Here is a 19004-nt window from a genome sequence, read left to right on the forward strand (position 1 = left end):
AGGCCGCCTCTGGGCCACCGCGATGCGCAAAAAAGGCCGCGACATCCCCGCCGAACTCGCCCACATCGCCGACGGCATCCAGGACTCCGGCACCACCCGCCAGGAAGCCGCCACCCTCCTGGCAGGCTAGGCGGACGGCGGCCCCCCCGATGGACGAACGACGACGGCGGCCCGGCACGAAGCTGCCGGGCCGCCGCCGGGGCACCGCCTTAGCTGTTGCCGCGCACCACGGGGATGCTCGCCGTCGGAAGTCCGCTGGGGAAGACCGTGGGCTCCGGCTTAGCGACCGGCTCCAGCGGCACCCGGACGGGTTCGCCTGCTACGGCCACCCGTGTTCCGCGGACGTCAATCTCCAGCGGGCCGCCCTCCTGGACCGTGAGCGTGATGGCATCGGCGGTCAGCCGGACCAGCAGCAGCCGACCCCGGATCTTCAGGTGGAAGGAGAGGGCGTCCCACCCAGCCGGCAGGCGCGGATCGAAGAACGGGACCGGCCCCTGGTCGCGCATCCCGGCGAAGCCGCAGACCAGTGAACTCCAGACACCGCCCGTGGAGGCGATGTGCACGCCGTCGATGGTGTTGCCGTGGGTGTCATCCAGGTCGATGAACACGGCGTTGGTGAAGTGGTCCAGCGCTTCCTTTGAATAGCCCACCTCGGCGGCCATGATCCCCTGGACGCAGGCGGACAGGGTGGAGTCTCCGGTGGTGATGGGGTCGTAGAAGTCGAAGGCGCGCTGCTTCTCCTCCGCCGAGAAATCCTGCCACTGCAGGAACATGGCCAGCACTGTATCTGCCTGCTTCAGGACCTGGTGCCGGTAGATCACCAGCGGGTGGAAGTGCAGCAGCAGCGGGTACTTGGACCGGGGCGTGGTCCAGTCCCAGGCCTCCAGCGTCATGAAGTCGTTGTCCTGGGAGTACACCTGCATCCGCTCATCGAACGGCAGCTGCATGCGGTTGGCGGCAGCCCCCCACAGCTGGCGCTCCTCCTGGGTGATCCCTGCATGTTCCAGGGCGGCGGCGGCACGCAGGTTGAAGCGGGCCATGACGTTCGTGTAGAGATTGTCGTTCACAACGGCCGTGTATTCGTCCGGGCCCGTGACGCCGTGGATATGGAAGAGCCCGTCCTTGCCGAAGAAGCCCAGGGAGATCCACATGCGCGCCGTCTCAATCAGAAGTTCGGCGCCCATTCCCTCCCGGAACGCGGCATCGCCGGTAGCCCACAGGTACCTGTTGGTGGCGAAGGCGATCGCAGCCGCGATGTGGAACTGTGCCGTACCCGCTGCGTAGTAGGCGCTGGCTTCGAGTCCGTTGATGGTGCGCCACGGGAACAGGGCGCCGTCAACGCTGAGCTCCTTGGCCCGGATCTTCGCCTCGGGAAGCATGCCGTGCCGGAATTCCAGGACCTGGCGGGCGCCATCGGGGTTGGTGTAGGTCAGGTACGGCAACAGGTACACCTCCTGGTCCCAGAAGTAGTGCCCCTCGTAGCCCGAGCCCGTCACGCCCTTGGCCGGGATGCCGGCAACATCGGCGCGGGCCGTCGCCTGGGCAAGCTGGAACAGGTTCCAGCGGATCGCCTGCTGCAGCCCCGGACTGCCGCCCTCCACCAGGATGTCAGACGTCGCCCAGTAGCCGCGGAAGTGGGCGATACTTTCGGCGAAGATTTCGTCCACCGGCCGGAGTGCCTCTTCCGCCACCGCTGCCGCATCGACGTCCGGGTCCTGGATGGTGCGCCCGGCAGCGTAGCTGACGCTCTTTTCCAACCGGAATGGCTGATCGGCGTCCACGGCCAGGACGTACCGGACGCTGCTGTCGTCCTGGTCCACCAGTGTCTCGAACGGCTGGTGACCTGCGGAGGTCCAGTGGTCCACGGCGAGGCCCACCCGCTGCTTGGACTCGGCCGCTTCCCAGGACAGGCGCAGCGATCCGTCGCCGCCGTCGAGCCGCACCGGGACCAACACCCGCCCGGCGTGCCGGCCGGCACGGCGGGGATCATGCACTGAGTGGTCCTCCACCGGCTGGTCCTGCCGGTTGATCACGGAGGAGGTGACGTCCAGGGAAACCTGCCGGTCGGTTTCCACCTCCAGTGAAATGCCAAGGCAGCCGCGGGACTCGAACCCGACAGCCCGGCGCTCGGTGGTGGTCACCGTTGCGCCGGACCGGCATTGCCAGGTGATGCGGCACTGGTAGATGCCGGTGCTGAAGTCCACGCTGCGGCGGTAGTCCAGGACCTCGGATTCGGCGAGGGACAGGCTCTCGCCGTCCACCACTACGGTGAAGTTGTTGGCGTCCGGGATGTACAGGATCCGCTGCCCCGTCCGGGCAAACCCAAAGGCGTTTTCGGCGTGCTTGATATCCCAGATCTCGTGCAGTCCGTTAATGAAGCTGCCCGGCAGCTCGACGTCCGCCGCCGCCCAATGGGCGCCACGGATGCCAAGGTGCCCGTTGCCCAGGGCAAACAGGGTCTCAAGTGTCCCCGCCGCGCCGGCCTCGTGGCGCGTTTCGATGAGTTGCCAGGGGGTGTCGGGGAACCGGTCGCGGTCCGCGGTGATCAGTGCCATGGTCGGGGTCCTTTTGGCCTTGCTGTGCTGCCGGGCTGGCCGGCAGCAGGAATTCGGGGGGAATGGGTATTTCGGATGGGTGCTGCCGGGGGAAGCAGCAGGTTGCCCGGGGACGGCAACCGGGGAATCAACGGGGTTTAGGGAACGAGCTCGCCAAGGTCGTTGACCACCAGGGTGGCGCCGGCGTCCAGGAGCGTCTGCCGCCCGGCGCCGCGGTCCACACCGATGACCGAGTGGAACGATCCCGCGTGTCCGGCCTGAACGCCGGACACGGCGTCTTCCACCACTACGCACTCGGCGCTGGACAGATCGAGCAGTTTCGCAGCGTATTCGTAGGTGGCCGGGCTCGGCTTGCCGGGCAGGCCCTGTTCGGCGGCCACGACACCGTCCACCACCACGGCGAAGTGGTGGCTGAGCCCCGCTGCCGCCAGGACTGCGGGGGCGTTGCGGGAGGAGGATACGACGGCGACCCTCAGTCCGCGCTCGAGCACGGCTTCGAGGAAGCGCACCGAGCCTTCAAAGGGTTCGACGCCGGCGCTCACGATGTCGTTGAAGATGGCATTCTTGCGGTTGCCCAGGCCCTGGACGGTTTCGTTGCCGGGGTGGTCGTCCAGCGGCCCTTCCGGCAGGGTGATGCCGCGGGACGCCAGGAAGTCGCGCACTCCGTCAAAGCGCGGTTTGCCGTCGATGTGGTCAAAGTAGTCGCTTTCCCTGTAGCCGTCGACTCCTGCGCGGGAGGACAGGTAACCATCGAAGAGTTCCTGCCAGGCACGCTCATGCACGGTCGCTGTGGGGGTCAGCACCCCGTCCAGGTCAAACAGGATTGCTGCGGCGCCGGTCCAGGCGGCCGTATCAGCGGCAGTTTGATGTGTCATCGGCAGTGCGGTGTCCTCTCGGTTAGTGGACAACCGGCCCCGCCGGGAGGGCCGGGGAGAGGACGCGGTGCTTACGCACACGGCATCGTCTCCCAGTTCCGCCCACTGCAGGACCGATCATGGCCGTAGACGAGTGTAAGCGCTTACAAATTTGACTTGCAACTGTTTTTTATTTGTGGCTTTCCAAGCGCCCTGGAAGTCAGCGCAGCACGTAATGGCGCAGGAATGCGCTGACGTCCACCATCTCGGTCCTGGACATGGCATGCCCCATTCCGGGGTACGTCCGGGCCGTCAGCAGCGTGTTCTTTTCCAGCCACTCCGCCGTATACGCGGTGGCGTCCTCGTTGATCACCAGGTCCGCCTTGTCCCGGCCCCAGAAGAAGGGCGGCCTGGCGTCGAAGGAATCCATCACCGAAAGGAGTTCGTTGTTGAGGACAAAGCCGGACAGCCCCACCACCGCCTTGTACTCCTTCGGATGCAGCCGCAGCAGCGTGCTGGCCATCGCCATGCCCTGGGAGTACCCCATGAGGGTGACGCTGCTGTGCCGGTCCTTGACGGAGTTGATCCATGCCTGCACGGCGTTGGCAGCGGAGATGACGTCGGCGAAGTCGTTGGCGAGGAAGTAGTCGAGCAGGAACCAACCCCAGTGGTCGCCGATGGGCATGGGAGCCCGGAGGGCGGCAAAGGTGAACTCCTGCGGCAGGTACTCAAACAGCCGGACCATGCGCGATTCGTCGGTGCCGTAACCGTGCATCATGACCAACAAGGGAGTGCCGGCGCGCTGGTCTTCCGGCCTGGACCACACAACTGTTTCCACCGGTCCAGCCTAGCGAGGGAACGTCGCCGCCCCGGGCGGGTCATTGAATCGGGAATCACCGGGAGGTAGCGTGACGCTTGAACGACAGCAGGCTTAGCTTTGGCAGTACGCACCACCCTCCGGTAACGCCCAACCAGCGCCGCACAGGATGCGGCCGTAAGGAGCAAGTCATGAGAATCGGCTCGTCAATCTTCCTTATCGCCCTTGGCGCCATTCTTGCCTGGGCCGTGACTCCCGGACTGATTCCGTTCGTGGACCAGCAGCTGGTGGGCTACATCCTGATCGCGGTGGGCGTGATCGGGCTGATCGCATCGCTTATCCTGGCCTCGCCCGGCCGCAGCCGCCGTGTCAGCGAGTCCCGTTCCGTCGTTGACCCCGCTACGGGTGAACGAATCACCCGCCGTGAAAGCCGCGACGGCGGCATCTAGCGAAAAGCGACGGGACAGGATCCCGGGGAGGCACAACGAGACCCGCCCAGCCGGGCCGGACCAGCAGCGTCCGGCCCGGCTTTTGCGTTCCCGGCAGGCCCCCGTCACCACGGGATCTTGTTTCGTGTTGGTTTCTATTGACAAACCAACACAAGCAAAGATAAAGTCAAGTAACTCAACATCAATGTGATGCGAGTCACCTCCGAATAAGCGGGGGAAAGTTCACCACCAGCAGGACCTACGCAACGGAGGGTATGTGTTCGCCGAGGAGCGCCAGCAACAGATTGCCGAGCTTGTAGCCGGCAGCGGCCGGGTCAGCGTGACCTTGCTGGCTGAGCGCTTCAACATCACCACCGAAACAGTCCGCAGGGACCTGGCTGCCTTGGAGAATGCCGGTACGGTCCGGCGTGTCCACGGCGGCGCAGTAGCGGCAGACCGTTTCAGCACCACCGAGGAAAGCGTCAACGAACGGGCCATCCAGCGGCCGGACCAAAAAATCCGGATCGCCGAAGCCGCCCTGGCCCTGATTCCCCGGAACTCGTCCGCCAGCGTGCTGATGGACGGCGGAACCACCACGGAGGTGCTGGCAGACATGCTGGCGCGGCGCACCGCCGTCGAACCCTCTGATGGAACGGGACCGCACCACGAGCTGGTGGTCATCACCCACGCAGTGCCCATCGCCAGCAAACTGTCCAACGTTCCCGGCGTGGCCCTGCAGATCCTGGGCGGCCGGGTGCGCGGCATTACCCAGGTGGCCGTCGGCCAGGCAACGGTGGACGCCGCTGCCAGGCTGCGGCCGGACATCGCGTTCATTGGTACCAACGGCATCCACGCAGCCTTTGGCATCAGCACTCCCGATCCTGAAGAAGCAGCCGTCAAGGCAGCCTTCGTCCAGTCGGCGCGCCGCATCGTGGTGCTGGCCGACTCCTCCAAGCTGGACACGGAAACCCTGGTCCAGTTCGCCTCCCTGAAAGATCTGGATACCTTGATCACAGACAGTGAACCCGGACCTGAACTCGCAGCCGCACTGGAAGACGCGGGCGTCGATGTGGTGATCGCATGATCGTCACCTTCACCGCCAACCCCAGCCTGGACCGCACGGTCGCGCTGCCCGGCCCCCTGGAACGCGGCGAGGTCCAGCGTGCCGTCTCCGTCCGCCAGGAGTCCGGCGGCAAGGGCGTCAACGTCTCCCGCGCCCTGGTGGCCTCCGGCCTGGAATCCCTGGCCGTCCTGCCCGGGGCAGACAGCGATCCTGTCCTTGCAGGCCTGCGCGAGAGCGCCGTTCCCTTCGTTTCGCTTCCCATCGATGAGCCGCTGCGCACCAACGTGGCCCTCACCGAGCCGGGAGGCGTCACCACAAAGATCAACGAACCCGGCCCCGCACTGGAAGCCGACCAGCAGGAAGCCCTCATCAAGCTGCTGCTGGAAAGCTCCCGCGGTGCCAGCTGGGTGGTCCTGGCCGGCTCGCTGCCGCCCGGCTTCCCGGTGGACTTCTATGCCACGGTGGCCCAGCGGATCCGGGAGGCGGGCAACGGCACCACGCCGCTGATCGCCGTCGATTCCTCCGGGGCCCCCCTCGCCGCCGCCCTCACGGGCGACGGATCAGGGACCGGCGGAACCTCTACTGGTTCCGGCAAGCCGGACCTCCTTAAACCCAATGCCGAAGAACTGGCAGAACTGGCCGCAGCGGCCGGTTTCGCCCCGGCCACTGGTGACGAACTGGAAGCGGACCCGGCGGCTGCAGCCGCTGCCGCCGCCGCCGTCGTGCGTTCCGGTGTGGGTGCTGTGCTGGCAACTCTCGGTTCCAAGGGAGCTGTCCTTGTAACGGCCGACGGCGCGTGGCTGGCCACGCATCCGCCGGTCGCCGCGGTCAGCACGGTGGGTGCGGGCGACTCCGCGCTTGCCGGTTACCTGCTCGCCCACGGCCGGGGCGCCGCCCCTGCCGATTGCCTTCGTCAGGCGGTGGCCCACGGTGCCGCCGCTGCCTCGCTGCCGGGTTCCACTGTTCCGGCAGTACACCAAACCACCCCGGATGCCGTAACCATCACGGCCCTTCGAAAGGATTGACAGTGACCCAGCTCATCACCACGGAACTGGTCGAGCTCGACCAGAACCTGGGCAACGCGCCCGAGTCGGTGATCCGGCATCTGGCAAGCAAGGTAGCTGCCACCGGACGCGCCTCTGAAGTTGAAGGCCTCTTCGCGGACGCCTTCGCCCGCGAGCAGAAGACGGCCACGGGCATCCCCGGCGGCATTGCCATCCCGCACTGCCGCTCCGCCGCCGTCACCGTGCCCACCCTGGCCATGGCCCGCCTGAACCCGAAGGTGGACTTCGGCGCCAAGGACGGCCCCGCCGACCTGGTGTTCTTCATCGCCGCTCCGGACGGGGCGGACCAGGAGCACCTGAAGCTGCTCTCCAAGCTGGCCCGGTCCCTCATCAAGAAGGACTTCACCGCAGCCCTGCGCAACGCCTCCTCGGAAGCTGAAATCGTGGAACTCGTGGACGGTGCCCTGGCAGACAAGCCCGCCGCACACGCTGCCGCCGCCCCCGCCGACGCCGTTCCGGTGGCTGCGGGAGTTGGCGCCGCAGGTGCTGCCGGTGCCGCGGGCTCCTCCGCGGCAGCCGCTTCCTCCGGCGCTCCCGCAGGGTCCGGTACCCGTGGCCCCAAGCGCCTGGTGGCCGTTACGGCGTGCCCCACCGGCATCGCCCACACCTACATGGCCGCCGATTCACTGGTGGCAGCCGCCAAGGAAGTTGGCGTCGACCTGCAGGTGGAGACCCAGGGTTCCTCCGGCGCCAAGGCGCTGGATCCCGCCGTCATCGCCGCCGCAGACGCCGTCATCTTTGCGGTGGACGTGGACGTGCGCGGCAAGGAGCGCTTCGCCGGCAAGCCCGTGGTCAACGCCCCGGTCAAGCGCGGCATCGACGAGCCGGACAAGATGGTCCAGGAGGCCCTCGCCGCGGCCGACAACCCGCACGCCCGGCGCGTCCCGCACTTCGGTGCGGAGGAACAGGCCGAGCACGAGGCCGAGGAAAAGGGCGAGCACATCGGGCAGAAGCTCAAGAAGGCCCTCCTGACCGGCGTCAGCTACATGATTCCGTTCGTGGCCGGCGGCGGCCTGCTGATCGCCCTCGGCTTCCTCATGGGCGGCTACCTGATCACCAAGTACGCCGACACGATCGTTGTCCAGAACAGCCTGTTCAACCTGCCCACCCAGTTCCCCGACAACGCCTGGGGCCCGCTCGGCGCCTACCTCGGTGCGGTCCTGTTCAAGATCGGTGCCCTGTCGCTGGGCTTCCTGGTCCCGGCGCTGGCGGGCTACATCGCCTACGCCATCGCTGACCGCCCCGGCATCGCCCCCGGCTTCGTCGCCGGTGCAGTGGCCGGATTCATGGGAGCCGGCTTCCTCGGCGGCATTGTCGGCGGCCTGCTGGCCGGCTACATCGCCCACGTCGTGGGCCGCCTGCAGGTGGCCCGCTGGCTGCGCGGCCTGATGCCCGTGGTGATCATCCCGCTGCTGGCCTCGCTGGTGGCGTCCGGCCTGATGTTCCTTATCCTGGGCGGCCCGATCGTCGCCATCACCAACGGCCTGAACAGCTGGCTTTCCGGCCTCACCGGTGCCGGTGCCATCGCCCTCGGCGTCATCCTGGGCCTCATGATGTGCTTCGACCTCGGTGGCCCGGTCAACAAGGTTGCCTACTCCTTCGCCGTCGCCGGCCTTGGTGCAGCAACCATCGACAACCAGGCCCCGTGGCAGATCATGGCAGCCGTCATGGCCTCCGGCATGGTTCCCCCGCTTGCCATGGCCCTGGCCTCCACCGTCCTGAACAAGAAGCTCTTCAGCCTCGCCGAGCAGGAAAACGGCAAGGCAGCCTGGCTGCTGGGCGCGTCCTTCATCTCCGAAGGCGCCATCCCGTTCGCCGCGGCCGACCCGCTGCGCGTCATCCCCGCCAGCATGCTGGGCGGTGCGGTGACCGGGGCCATCTCGATGGCTGCCGGAGTTGGTTCCAAGGCCCCGCACGGCGGCATCTTCGTCTTCTTCGCGATCGACAACTTCGTGATGTTCCTCGTTTCGATCATCGTCGGCACGGTCATCACGGCACTGTCGGTGATCGCCCTGAAGCGCTGGGCAGTCAAGAAGACCGTTGATACGGTTGAACCGGTTCCCGTAACCGTCTGAGCCGGCAGGCCATACACCTCACCGGCCGCTGGACCCCCAGCACGCCGAAAGACAAAGGAGCAAAAATGCCAGAACGCACCGCAACCGTCGCCAGCCGCGTGGGCCTGCACGCCCGCCCGGCCGCCATCTTCGCAGAGGCTGCCGGAGAGTTCGACCTGGACATCACCATCGCCCGTGAAGGCGAGCCGGCCGACGAGGCCATGGATGCCGCCAGCATCCTGTCCCTCATGAGCCTGGGTGCCTCCCACGGAGACGTGGTGGTCCTGCGCGCCGAAGGTGACGGCGCGGATGCTGCCCTGGACCGCCTGGTGCAGATCCTGGAAACGGACCACGACGCCGAGTAGCGGCTTTCGGTCCGCGGCCGCCGCCGGATGCCTCCCCACCGGGGGGCATTCCGACGGCGGCCGCGGCGTTTAAGCGCCGGGTTCAGGCACCGCCACTGGTTGGGCTCAGCGGGCTTCGGCGATGCGCTTGACGTCAGCCACCAGCTTGTCCCACATCGCCTTCGAATGGGCTGCCGCCTCTTCGGTGGGGTTGTTGTCCTGGGCCAGGGTCAGGCGGGTCGAGCCGCCAAGGTCCTCCAGGGTCCATTCGAGGGTGTGGTAGTTCTCCGGCTTGTCCTCCTGGCCGGACAGTGGGCTGAAGTGGGTGTGGACCAGTTTCCGTCCCGGCTCCACGTGCTGGATCTCGCCTTTGTCCTGGAATGCCTTCCCCTCCCATTCCCCCTGCCAGGTAATGGGGCTCCCCTCGTTCCAGTCTGTTTCCAGCTCTGTCCCGAACATGAATTCCTTGACGGCAGCCGGATCGGTGATCACGCCCCAGACCCGGTCCGGTGATGCGTCGATGGTGGCGGTGGACGTGGCCACATGGTTCTCCGGCATGGCTCAGGCCTTCCTCGCAGTGAACAGCAGGTACTCCCATTCCATCTGGAACGGGGAATCGCCGTGGGCATCACCGAAGGAGTCGGCGAGGTCAGTGAGGGCCTGGTCCAGCGCCTTAACCTTGTCCTGGTCATCCGCGAGCGACTTGTAGACGGAGATGATGGGCCCGTAATGGGACTTGAAATACCGGACGAAGTCCGCGGGCTGGTGGAAGCTCCTGACGGCCAGGGTCCGCTTGCGGGTCCGGACGTCAGTGACCCTGCCGCCCAGCAGCCCCCGGACATGGTCTTCATTCCCCCACAGGGGGCCAGGCTGGGCGCCCGGCGGCGGCGGTGGAGCGAACGGCTTCATCGTGGCGAACATCTGCCCAATAAAGCCCTCCGGGGTCCAGTTCAGCAGGCCGATGGAGCCCCCCGGCTTGCAGACCCGCAGCAGTTCGTCGGCAGCAGCCTGGTGGTGGGGTGCGAACATCACCCCGATGCAGGACATGACGGCGTCAAATTCCTCATCGGCAAAGGGCAGGGCCTCGGCATCGCCCTCCTGCCAGTCCAGGCTGACTCCCCGGTTGGCCGCCTCTTTTCGCCCCGCCTCGAAAAGTTCAGGGGTGAGGTCGCTGGCCACCACCTTTGCGCCCATCATTGCCGCAGGAATGGCGGCGTTGCCCGTCCCGGCCGCAACGTCCAGGACCCGTTGCCGGGACGTGATGCCGCAGGCCTCCACCAGGACCGCCCCCAGCTCCAGCAGCATCTCGTCAGCCAGTGCCGGGTAGTCCCCTGACGCCCACATGGCCCGGTGCTTCTGCTTCAGCTCCCGGTCTGCCTCCGCCACGCCTGTCTGTTCGCTCATGTCCGCGCCCCTTTATATGTCCGTCCGAGGATGGATGACAGCACGCTGTTGCCACAGCGGAGGCTGCGATGCGACTCATTGTGGGCGCGTTGAAAGCCCCTGTAAAGAGTGGAAGGCCGCCCGCAGCCGGTCAGGCGGGCTTGCGCGCCCTGGTGGTCTTGGCCGCCGGCTTTTCCGCAGTCCTGGTTCCCGTGGACTTGGTGTCCGCGGTCTTCGACGCGGCGGACTTTGAGGAAGTCGACTTCGATGCGGTGGACTTCGATGCGGTGGTCCTGGAGGTGCCGGACTTGGCGGCCGACGTGGCGGCGGGCTTTGCATCGTCCGTTCCGGTCTTCGCAGCCGTCCTGGAAGCTGAAGTCTTCGCAGCCGTCGTCTTCGCAGCCGTCGTCTTCGCAGCCGTCGTCTTGGAGGCAGTCGTCCTGGAGTCGGACGTCTTTGAAGCCGCCGCCCTGCTCCCGGCAGCCTTGCGGGCAGGTTTTGCCTCCCCGTCCTCCGCGCCCCCGGCGTCCGCTTCGTCGTCGTCGGTTCCACCGGCGGCGGCTGCGTCCCCGCCGCCGCGCTTCCGGTCCAGGCTCCGCTTGAGGGCCTCCATCAGGTCGATGACCTCGCCCTTGCCGCCCTCGCCCGCTTCCACGCCGAAGGTCTCCTCCGTGTCCAGCGATTCGCCCTGTTCAAGCTTGGCGTCGATCAGCTGGCGGAGCTGCACCTGGTACTCGTCCGTGAAGGAAGCGGGGTCGAAGTCCGCCGCCATGGATTCCACCAGCGCCGCGGACATGTCGCGCTCCTGTGAGGAAATCCTGATGTCGGCGTCGAGGGACGGGAAGTTGGCCTCCCGCACCTCATCAGGCCACAGCAGGGACTGAAGCACCAGGACGTCGTCCTTGATCCGCAGGGCCCCCAGCCGGGTCTTCTCCCGGAGTGCGAACTGGACGATGGCCACCCGGTCCGTATCCTCCAGCGCGCGCCGGAGGAGCACGTACGCCTTGGGCGACTTGGAATCGGGCTCCAGGTAGTAGCTCTTCTCGAACATCATGGGTTCAAGCTGCTCGGACGGAACGAACTGCACCACTTCGATTTCATGGCTGTTCTCCGCGGGGATGGACTTGAGCTCATCCTTGGACAGGACCACCGTCCGGCCGTCCTCTTCGAAGGCCTTCTCGATATCGGAGTAGTCCACCACCTCGCCGCACACCTCGCACCGGCGCTGGTAGCGGATCCGGCCGCCGTCGGCATTGTGAACCTGGTGCAGACTGATGTCATGATCCTCAGTGGCGCTGTAGACCTTCACGGGCACGTTGACCAGCCCGAACGCGATGGCACCTTTCCAGATGGCTCTCATTCCTACAGTCAACATCAGTGCGGGCCGGAGGTGAAGACCCGTGGCAGCGAGTAGGGAACGTGTCCGGGTTGCGGGACGGGAACTGACGCTGACAAACCTGGACAAAATCATCTATCCGGAGACCGGCACCACCAAGGCGGACGTGCTGGCCTACTACGCCGCGGTGGCCCATGTGCTGATCCCGGCGGCGGCCAACCGTCCGGCCACGCGGAAGCGGTGGGTCAACGGTGTGGGGACTGCGGACAAGCCCGGCGAGGTGTTCTTCCAGAAGGATCTGGAGGACTCGGCCCCCGGCTGGCTGCCCCGGGCAGCCATCACGCACAAGGACCGCACCATCCACTACCCCCTGGTCAATGACGCCGCCACGCTGACCTGGTTCGGCCAGATCAACTCACTGGAAATCCATGTACCCCAGTGGCGCGTGGACGCCCACGGCAACCCGTTGAACCCCGACCGGCTGGTGCTGGACCTGGACCCGGGTGAGGGCGCCGGGCTGCCCGAGTGCCGCGAAGTGGCCCTGCTGGCACGCGACATCCTGCAGGACGTGGGCCTCGACCCGGTCCCGGTTACCAGCGGGAGCAAGGGAATCCACCTCTACGCAGCCCTGGACGGGACCCAGACCTCCGAACAGATCTCCGCTTTCGCCCGGGAACTGGCCCGCGCACTGGAAGCCGACCACCCGGACCTTGCCGTCAGCGACATGAAGAAGGCGCTCCGCAGGAACAAGGTGCTGGTGGACTGGAGCCAGAACAATGGGGCAAAAACCACGGTGGTGCCGTATTCGCTCCGCGGCCGGCCCACACCCACGGTTGCCGCGCCGCGGACCTGGCGGGAAATTGAATCACCCACAGTGAAGCACCTGGATTTCCAGGAGGTACTGCGGCGGGTGCGGGACGGCAAGGACCCGTTCGCCGTCGTCGTCAATGCTGCCTCCGGTGCCGCCGGCAACACCGCGGCCCGGGACGAAACAACCGACGGCGATCCCCGCCTGGGCAAGTACCGCTCCATGCGCGACCCCAAGGAGACACCCGAACCGTTTGCGGGCATACCCGCCGGCGGCAACAGCTTTGTCATCCAGGAGCACCACGCCAGCCGGCTGCACTGGGACCTCCGGCTGGAACACGAAGGGGTCCTGGTGTCCTGGGCCCTGCCCAAAGGGGTGCCGGAGTCGGGCGGGAAGAACCACCTGGCAGTCCAGACCGAGGACCACCCCATGGACTACCTCACGTTCCACGGCACCATACCCAAGGGCCAGTACGGGGCCGGCGAGATGACCATCTGGGATACCGGCACCTATGAGCTGCACAAATGGATCAATGGCAGGGAAGTCATCGTCACGCTGGCCGGGTCCGAGGGCGGCGGCCTGGGCGGCACCAGGAAGGTCGCGCTGATCCACACCGGGCGAGGCAGCGGCAAGGACGCCGAAAACCAGTGGCTGATCCACCTGATGGACCAGGAGCAGCACGGCGGACGACGGCGGCACGCGGCGCCGTCGTCCGCGTCGTCGAAGGCAGCGTCACAGGTCGACGGCGAAGGGGACACCGGGCCGGTCGCCAAACAAGCCGGGAGTGCCGGGCCCGCGCCCGGCACCTCCGCGGACCCGCTGGAGTACCGGCCCATGATGGCCACCTCCGGCACCCCGGCGGACCTGCAGGGCAGCAGATGGCAGTACGAGCTCAAATGGGACGGCGTCCGTGCCCTCGTGCTGGCGGACCGGGAGGGCGTGCGGATTTTCAGCCGCAACGGCAACGACGTGACCAGGACCTACCCTGAGTTCACCGACCGGGCCTGCTGGCCCCCGCAGCCCTTCGTGGCGGACGGTGAGATTATCGCCGTCGGACCCGGCGGGAAGCCCGACTTCGGCCTCCTGCAGGGCCGGATGAAACTGACCCGCGCCGCCGACGTCGCCAAAGCCCGCACCGCCATCCCGCTGCAGCTGATGCTCTTCGACCTCCTGTTCGACGACGGAGCGGACCTCCGGCGCCTGCCGCTCAGCCAGCGGCGCCACCGGCTCGAACAGTTCTTCAGCCCCTCCGACTGCCCCGTGGACCTGTCCATGGTGCTGGACGAGCCCGCGGACCTCCTCCTGGCAAGCGCACAGGAACTGGGCCTTGAGGGGGTGATGGCGAAAAGGACGGACAGCCGCTACGCCAGCGGCCAGCGGACGCGCACGTGGATCAAGCTCAAGACCGAGAAGACCCAGGAAGTGGTGGTGGGCGGCTGGCGTCCCGGCAAGGGCGGCCGCCAGGAGACCGTGGGTTCGCTGCTGGTGGGGATTCCCGACGGCGGCAAGCTGCAGTACGTGGGCCGGGTGGGTTCCGGCTTCAGCACCCGTGAGCTCGCGGAACTGCGGCAGACGGTGGAGCGGCTCGGCCGGAAGACCTCGCCCTTCCATGAGGTTCCGCGGCCGGACGCCGCCGACGCCCACTGGGTGGCGCCGGAGCTTGTCGGCGAGGTGACCTACAGCGAATGGACCGGGCCGGGACGGCTGCGGCATCCGAGGTGGCGGGGCTGGCGGGTGGATAAGGACCCGTCGGACGTGGTCCGCGAGGGCTGACCGCCCTTTTCGACACCCACACCAGCCGATGACGCGCGGAATACCTCGCGCGGCCCGAATGTTGCGGGCGCCAGGTCATCTGCGCGTCGGCAGCGAAGGTGGGCGTCGAGAGCGAAGGTGCGGGCCGCCGTCGAGCCGCCCGCACCTCCGTGGTGGCTACGAGGAGTGCGGCATCTGGGGCCGGCCGGTGCGGTGGACCGCCGTCACAGCAGCCTCATGCCCCATCCTGCCGTGGCCTGCCGCGCTGTCCCTGGGGTGCCGGCGCTTGCCGGTGCCGTCCGGCCACCCGCTTTGCTGCGCCAGTGGCATGGCTCCGGTGGCTGCCGGGCCCGGCGCTACCGGCGCGTCCATGGCGGCCGCAAGGTGGTCGGCCACCTCGGGCCTGAGGTGGAACTGGTTGGACTGTTCACCCATTGATTCTTCCCTTCTTCCCTTCGGTTCTTCCCTGAAACGAAATGCCAACGAAAGCGCCCGGGCGAGCGCGGACTACTGCCCGGAAAGAAGTGTGTCCATCGCTCTACCATAGGCAGGTCCGTGCCCGCTGGGAACCCCCCCTCCATCGCCCGTGGCCGCGGTCACTTTTACGGCCGGTTTCCCCGGGAAAGGGGGCTTGAAACGGGGCACTTTGGAAAATTTTTGGTAACGGCGCCGTTCATCAGCCTGCTTCCCAGTGATAGCGCGGGAAAAGGCGGGGCAAAAAATTTTCGGACCAGCCCCATATCGGCCCCAAAAGGCGGCATGCTACGCCTGAAACCGCCCGGGCGCCAGCGAAATCCCGTAAAATTGAAGGCCTGCCCAGAGCGGGGCAGCTACAAGTCGCAAGCAAATGACCTCCACAGGAGTTGCCCAAATGCCCACAGACCGAAGCATGACCGACTCTTCAGCAGGCGCCAGGAACGCCCGCGGAACCGACCCTGCAGCCCCGGCTGCCAAGAAGCCACGGCTGCTGCCACGCCGCCGGCTCAAGGAATCCGATGTCAACGTGGTTGACCAGCCCATGCTCAAGAAAGCACTGGGCGGAACCATCGTGGGCAACACCATGGAATGGTACGACGTAGGCGTCTTCGGCTACCTCATCACCACCATGGGCCCGGTGTTCCTCCCCGAATCAGATCCCACCACGCAGACGCTGTTCCTGCTGGGAACGTTCGCCGCCACCTTCATCGCCCGTCCCCTGGGCGGCGTGATCTTCGGCTGGCTGGGCGACAAGATGGGACGCCAGAAGATCCTGGCGGCCACGCTGATGATCATGGCCGCCAGCACCTTCGCCGTCGGCCTCCTGCCCGGCTACGCCCAAATCGGGCTCTGGGCTGCAGCGCTCCTGGTGCTCCTCAAGGTCATCCAGGGCTTCTCCACCGGCGGTGAGTACGCCGGTGCCACCACCTTCGTCAGCGAGTACGCCGCTGACAAGCGCCGCGGCTTCTTCGCCAGCTTCCTGGACCTGGGCAGCTACCTGGGCTTCGCCATCGGTGCCGCCCTGGTGTCCGTCCTGCAGCTGACCCTTGGCCAGGACACCATGGAGGACTGGGGATGGCGTATCCCGTTCCTCGTTGCCGGCCCGCTGGGCCTGATCGCCGTGTACTTCCGGAGCAAGATTGAGGAATCGCCGCAGTTCCAGGCCACCCTTGACGCGCAGGAAGAGAACGCCAAGAACGCCTCCGCGGGAGACGTTGCCACGGCCAAGGGACCCCTTGGAATCGTCAAGGCCTACTGGCGTCCGATCATCGTGGCCATGGTTGTAGTGGCTGCTGCCAACACGGCCGGTTACGCCCTGACGTCGTACATGCCCACCTACCTCACCGAGTCCAAGGGCTATGACGAGGTGCATGGCACGCTGCTGACCATTCCGGTCCTCGTGGTGATGTCGTTGTGCATTCCCCTTACCGGCAAGCTCTCCGACCGCATCGGCCGCCGTCCCGTCCTGTGGATCGGCGCCATCAGCACCATCGTGCTGGCCATCCCGGCCTTCATGCTGATCGGCATCGGACAGGTCTGGTCCACCCTTGCCGGGCTGGCGCTGGTTGCCTTCCCCGTCACCTTCTACGTTGCCAACCTGGCCTCGGCGCTGCCGGCCCAGTTCCCCACGTCCAGCCGCTACGGCGCCATGGGCATTGCCTACAACTTCGCCGTGGCCATCTTCGGCGGCACCACGCCGTTCATCGTGGCGGCGCTGATCAGTGCCACCGGCAACGACATGATGCCTGCCTATTACCTGATGGCAACGTCCCTGGTGGGCGCTGTGGCCATCTACTTCCTGAAGGAATCGGCCAACCGCCCGCTTCCCGGCTCCATGCCCAGCGTAGACAGCCCAGCTGAGGCAAAGGAACTGGTGGCCACCCAGGACGAGAACCCGCTGATCAACCTGGACGAACTGCCGTTCGAGACCCTTGACGGCACGGATCCCCAGGCCCACCGCGGAGTTCCGGCGGGGGCATAGCTCCGGCCGACCGGGCACTCTTGTAGCCCACGCTCGCAGGCCCGTTCCGTGTGCTTCCTTGGGGGAAGCACACGGAACGGGCTTTTTGCGGTGCCGGCGAATGACCCCGTATGACTGCGGCATGTGACTCTGCCGCGGAGCCGGTGATACTTTCCCAGAAGCCGTGGGCCGCGGCAGGAGAACCACAACAGGACAGGCTGGTACATGAAGCGCGTTAGGGAGCAGGTCCGCGCGCTCCACCGGCTGGAACCGGCCAACAACGACCACCTGGCCGCGCTGCGCGTGGCGCTGAGTGTCGCCGTCCCCTCCCTGCTCCTGCTGGCCGCCGGCCGCACCGACCTCATCATCTACGCCGTCTTCGGCGCCCTCACCGGCATGTACGGCCGCTCGGAACCACACCAGCTGCGGCTCCGCCACCAGGCCCAGGCCGCCCTGGTGCTGCTGACGGGGGTCGCCGTGGGGGTGGCGCTGTCCGTTAACCACATCCACTCCTGGTGGCTGGTGGCAGTGGAAGCCACCCTGGCGGGTGTGGGTTCCGTGTACTCGGACCGGGTACGGCTGAAACCCAACGGCCCCTTCTTCGGCATCCTCGCCCTCGGCGCGTGTGCCTCTGTTCCCGCCCAGGTCCCCTGGTACGCGGCCATGCTCATCGCCGCCGGTTCCGCCCTGTTTTCCATGGCCATAGGGTTCAGCGGCTGGATGCGCCGGAGGGCGTGGGAACCGGGAGCAACCCGGACCCTGCCGCCCCGTTCCGCGGCGGGGACCCGGGAACTCACGCTGCACGCCGCCCGGTACGTCCTGGCCGTCGCTGCTGCCGGAAGCGTGGGTGTGGCCAGCGGCAGCGGCCACCCGCACTGGGCCATGGCCGCCGCCGCCGTACCACTCGCCGGAGCAGACCTGCCCAGCAGCGTCCGGCGGGGTGTCCACCGCATCGTGGGGACGTTCCTGGGCCTGGCGGTGACCGCCGTCGTGCTCCTCCCCGGGCCCTGGACCCTGGCTGCGCTCTACCCCGCTTTCCAGGAGCCCCTGCACCACGCGCAGGTACTGGCCCTGCTGGTGGTCCTCTTCCAGTTCGCCACCGAGCTGTTCATGACCAGGCACTATGGTCTGGCGATGGTCTGGTTCACCCCCGTGATCCTGCTCATGACGCAGCTCGCCTCGCCGGCCGAACCGCGCGTCCTGATCCTCGAGCGGGCGGTGGAAACCCTCGTGGGTGCGCTGCTGGGCATCCTGGTGGTAGTGGCTGTCCGCCGTCCCGGTTCACGCCGCCGGACAGCCTTCCCGGGACTGCCGGCCGCGCGCCAGGCCCTATTTCGGTTTCCGCGCCGGCCCGGCCATTAGCCGCGCCGGCGCCACCTTGGCCAGCGCCACCAAGGCCTTGTACCGCTTGGACGGGATGGACACCGCCTTGCCGCGCTCGTTGTCCGCCAGGCCCTCACGGACCACCCGGTCCGCCCGCAGCCAGGTCCAGGACGGGGCCACCGACTTGTCCATCCCCATCCGGTCGTGGAACTCGGTATGCGTGAAGCCCGGGCAAACGGCCGTGACCTTGATGCCACGGTTACGGTAGGCCAGGTTCGCCCAGCGGCTGAAACTCACCAGCCACGCCTTGGCCGCCGAATAGGTGCCGCGGGGCAGGAAGGCGGCCACGCTGGCCACATTGATGATCCTGCCGTCACCGCGCTCCAGCATGCCCTTCAGCGCCGCGTGGGTGAGCACCATCGACGTTTCAGCGTGCAGCCGCAGGTGCTTCTTCTCGTCCGAAGCCTGGTTTTCCTCGAAGTTGTGCAGCAGGCCGATCCCAGCGTTGTTGACCAGGATCCCCACCGGCCGGGCGCTGTCTTCAAGGCGTTCGACGACGGCGGCAACGTCATCCTCGTCCGTCAGGTCGGCGGGAAGCACCTCAGCCGTGATTCCGTAGCGCCGGCGCAGGTCCTCCGCTGTTTCGGCCAGCCTGGCCGCGTTGCGCGCCACCAGGACCACGTCATGCCCCTGGGCGGCGAGCTGCCTGGCGAATTCGTGGCCCAGTCCGGCGCTGGCGCCGGTGACCAATGCGGTGGTTCGGGAGGTTGTTGGCGTCATGGTGCC

16 protein-coding genes and 1 pseudogene are annotated in these 19004 nt (G+C 67.1%); 9 read left to right on the plus strand and 8 right to left on the minus strand.

The window, feature by feature from the left end; translation table 11 throughout:
• Positions 1-130: pseudogene (locus RM50_RS21070) on the plus strand (lipoyl synthase); the annotation flags it as partial.
• Positions 131-209: 79 nt separating this feature from the next.
• Here RM50_RS21070 and RM50_RS08575 read toward each other — a convergent pair.
• The 3 genes from RM50_RS08575 to RM50_RS08585 all read right to left on the minus strand — a co-directional run bounded on the left by RM50_RS08575 (position 210) and on the right by RM50_RS08585 (position 4247).
• A complete protein-coding gene (locus RM50_RS08575; protein ID WP_043451812.1) occupies positions 210-2555 on the minus strand; it encodes a glycoside hydrolase family 65 protein in 2346 nt (781 codons plus the stop codon).
• A gap of 137 nt (positions 2556-2692) precedes the next feature.
• Positions 2693-3430 carry an HAD family hydrolase gene (locus tag RM50_RS08580; RefSeq protein WP_043451814.1) on the minus strand — a complete coding sequence of 246 codons (738 nt, stop codon included), beginning with the start codon at positions 3428-3430 and terminating at the stop codon, positions 2693-2695.
• 199 nt (positions 3431-3629) lie between these two features.
• Entirely contained in the window at positions 3630-4247 is a 618-nt protein-coding gene (locus RM50_RS08585; RefSeq protein WP_043451816.1) for an alpha/beta hydrolase, read from the minus strand.
• Between the two features lie 170 nt (positions 4248-4417).
• On the opposite strand from RM50_RS08585, the gene RM50_RS08590 reads away from it, so the two are divergent.
• The 5 genes from RM50_RS08590 (at position 4418) to RM50_RS08610 (ending at position 9200) form a co-directional block, all read left to right on the plus strand.
• On the plus strand, positions 4418-4675 hold the full coding sequence (locus RM50_RS08590) for a DUF6458 family protein (RefSeq protein WP_043451817.1): 258 nt from the start codon (positions 4418-4420) through the stop codon (positions 4673-4675).
• A 256-nt stretch (positions 4676-4931) separates the two neighbouring features.
• A complete protein-coding gene (locus RM50_RS08595; RefSeq protein ID WP_043451819.1) occupies positions 4932-5738 on the plus strand; it encodes a DeoR/GlpR family DNA-binding transcription regulator in 807 nt (268 codons plus the stop codon).
• Entirely contained in the window at positions 5735-6742 is a 1008-nt protein-coding gene (locus RM50_RS08600; protein ID WP_043451820.1) for a 1-phosphofructokinase family hexose kinase, read from the plus strand. The genes RM50_RS08595 and RM50_RS08600 overlap by 4 nt, the downstream gene beginning before the upstream one ends.
• A gap of 2 nt (positions 6743-6744) precedes the next feature.
• Positions 6745-8856, plus strand: coding sequence for a PTS fructose transporter subunit IIABC (locus tag RM50_RS08605; protein WP_043451822.1), 2112 nt, complete (start codon positions 6745-6747; stop codon positions 8854-8856).
• Between the two features lie 65 nt (positions 8857-8921).
• Positions 8922-9200 carry an HPr family phosphocarrier protein gene (locus tag RM50_RS08610; protein WP_043451825.1) on the plus strand — a complete coding sequence of 93 codons (279 nt, stop codon included), beginning with the start codon at positions 8922-8924 and terminating at the stop codon, positions 9198-9200.
• Between the two features lie 105 nt (positions 9201-9305).
• On the opposite strand, the gene RM50_RS08615 is transcribed toward RM50_RS08610, so the two are convergent.
• From RM50_RS08615 to RM50_RS08625, 3 genes are all read right to left on the minus strand, one after another.
• Positions 9306-9737: an SRPBCC domain-containing protein gene (locus RM50_RS08615; RefSeq protein ID WP_043451828.1), complete on the minus strand. Its 432-nt coding sequence runs from the start codon at positions 9735-9737 to the stop codon at positions 9306-9308.
• A gap of 3 nt (positions 9738-9740) precedes the next feature.
• Complete coding sequence (locus RM50_RS08620) at positions 9741-10583, minus strand: class I SAM-dependent methyltransferase (RefSeq protein WP_043451831.1); 843 nt, start codon at positions 10581-10583, stop codon at positions 9741-9743.
• Between the two features lie 130 nt (positions 10584-10713).
• Complete coding sequence (locus RM50_RS08625; RefSeq protein ID WP_043451834.1) at positions 10714-11922, minus strand: Ku protein; 1209 nt, start codon at positions 11920-11922, stop codon at positions 10714-10716.
• 40 nt (positions 11923-11962) lie between these two features.
• Here RM50_RS08625 and RM50_RS08630 point away from each other — a divergent pair, with 40 nt between their 5' ends.
• Complete coding sequence (locus tag RM50_RS08630) at positions 11963-14479, plus strand: ATP-dependent DNA ligase (RefSeq protein ID WP_043451837.1); 2517 nt, start codon at positions 11963-11965, stop codon at positions 14477-14479.
• A 156-nt stretch (positions 14480-14635) separates the two neighbouring features.
• On the opposite strand, the gene RM50_RS08635 is transcribed toward RM50_RS08630, so the two are convergent.
• Positions 14636-14893 carry a hypothetical protein gene (locus RM50_RS08635; protein WP_043451839.1) on the minus strand — a complete coding sequence of 86 codons (258 nt, stop codon included), beginning with the start codon at positions 14891-14893 and terminating at the stop codon, positions 14636-14638.
• A 436-nt stretch (positions 14894-15329) separates the two neighbouring features.
• On the opposite strand from RM50_RS08635, the gene RM50_RS08640 reads away from it, so the two are divergent.
• On the plus strand, positions 15330-16916 hold the full coding sequence (locus RM50_RS08640) for an MFS transporter (protein ID WP_043451843.1): 1587 nt from the start codon (positions 15330-15332) through the stop codon (positions 16914-16916).
• Between the two features lie 204 nt (positions 16917-17120).
• The gene (locus RM50_RS08645; RefSeq protein ID WP_043451846.1) at positions 17121-18257 is read left to right on the plus strand and encodes an FUSC family protein; all 1137 of its coding nucleotides are present in this window, start codon (positions 17121-17123) and stop codon (positions 18255-18257) included.
• Here RM50_RS08645 and RM50_RS08650 read toward each other — a convergent pair.
• Complete coding sequence (locus RM50_RS08650; protein ID WP_043451851.1) at positions 18225-18998, minus strand: SDR family NAD(P)-dependent oxidoreductase; 774 nt, start codon at positions 18996-18998, stop codon at positions 18225-18227. The two genes, RM50_RS08645 and RM50_RS08650, sit on opposite strands and share 33 nt — an antisense overlap.
• Between the last annotated feature and the right edge of the window lie 6 nt (positions 18999-19004).

The sequence above is a fragment of the Pseudarthrobacter phenanthrenivorans genome, assembly GCF_000813845.1.
In the GTDB taxonomy this organism is placed as follows: domain Bacteria; phylum Actinomycetota; class Actinomycetes; order Actinomycetales; family Micrococcaceae; genus Arthrobacter; species Arthrobacter phenanthrenivorans_B.

Coding starts and splice junctions, on each gene's coding strand:
- RM50_RS08640 (WP_043451843.1), top strand. CDS start 15,330: ATGCCCACAGACCGAAGCATGACCGACTCTTCAGCAGGCGCCAGGAAC.
- RM50_RS08615 (WP_043451828.1), bottom strand. CDS start 9,737: ATGCCGGAGAACCATGTGGCCACGTCCACCGCCACCATCGACGCATCA.
- RM50_RS08620 (WP_043451831.1), bottom strand. CDS start 10,583: ATGAGCGAACAGACAGGCGTGGCGGAGGCAGACCGGGAGCTGAAGCAG.
- RM50_RS08575 (WP_043451812.1), bottom strand. CDS start 2,555: ATGGCACTGATCACCGCGGACCGCGACCGGTTCCCCGACACCCCCTGG.
- RM50_RS08635 (WP_043451839.1), bottom strand. CDS start 14,893: ATGGGTGAACAGTCCAACCAGTTCCACCTCAGGCCCGAGGTGGCCGAC.
- RM50_RS08625 (WP_043451834.1), bottom strand. CDS start 11,922: ATGAGAGCCATCTGGAAAGGTGCCATCGCGTTCGGGCTGGTCAACGTG.
- RM50_RS08650 (WP_043451851.1), bottom strand. CDS start 18,998: ATGACGCCAACAACCTCCCGAACCACCGCATTGGTCACCGGCGCCAGC.
- RM50_RS08590 (WP_043451817.1), top strand. CDS start 4,418: ATGAGAATCGGCTCGTCAATCTTCCTTATCGCCCTTGGCGCCATTCTT.
- RM50_RS08600 (WP_043451820.1), top strand. CDS start 5,735: ATGATCGTCACCTTCACCGCCAACCCCAGCCTGGACCGCACGGTCGCG.
- RM50_RS08580 (WP_043451814.1), bottom strand. CDS start 3,430: ATGACACATCAAACTGCCGCTGATACGGCCGCCTGGACCGGCGCCGCA.
- RM50_RS08610 (WP_043451825.1), top strand. CDS start 8,922: ATGCCAGAACGCACCGCAACCGTCGCCAGCCGCGTGGGCCTGCACGCC.
- RM50_RS08645 (WP_043451846.1), top strand. CDS start 17,121: ATGAAGCGCGTTAGGGAGCAGGTCCGCGCGCTCCACCGGCTGGAACCG.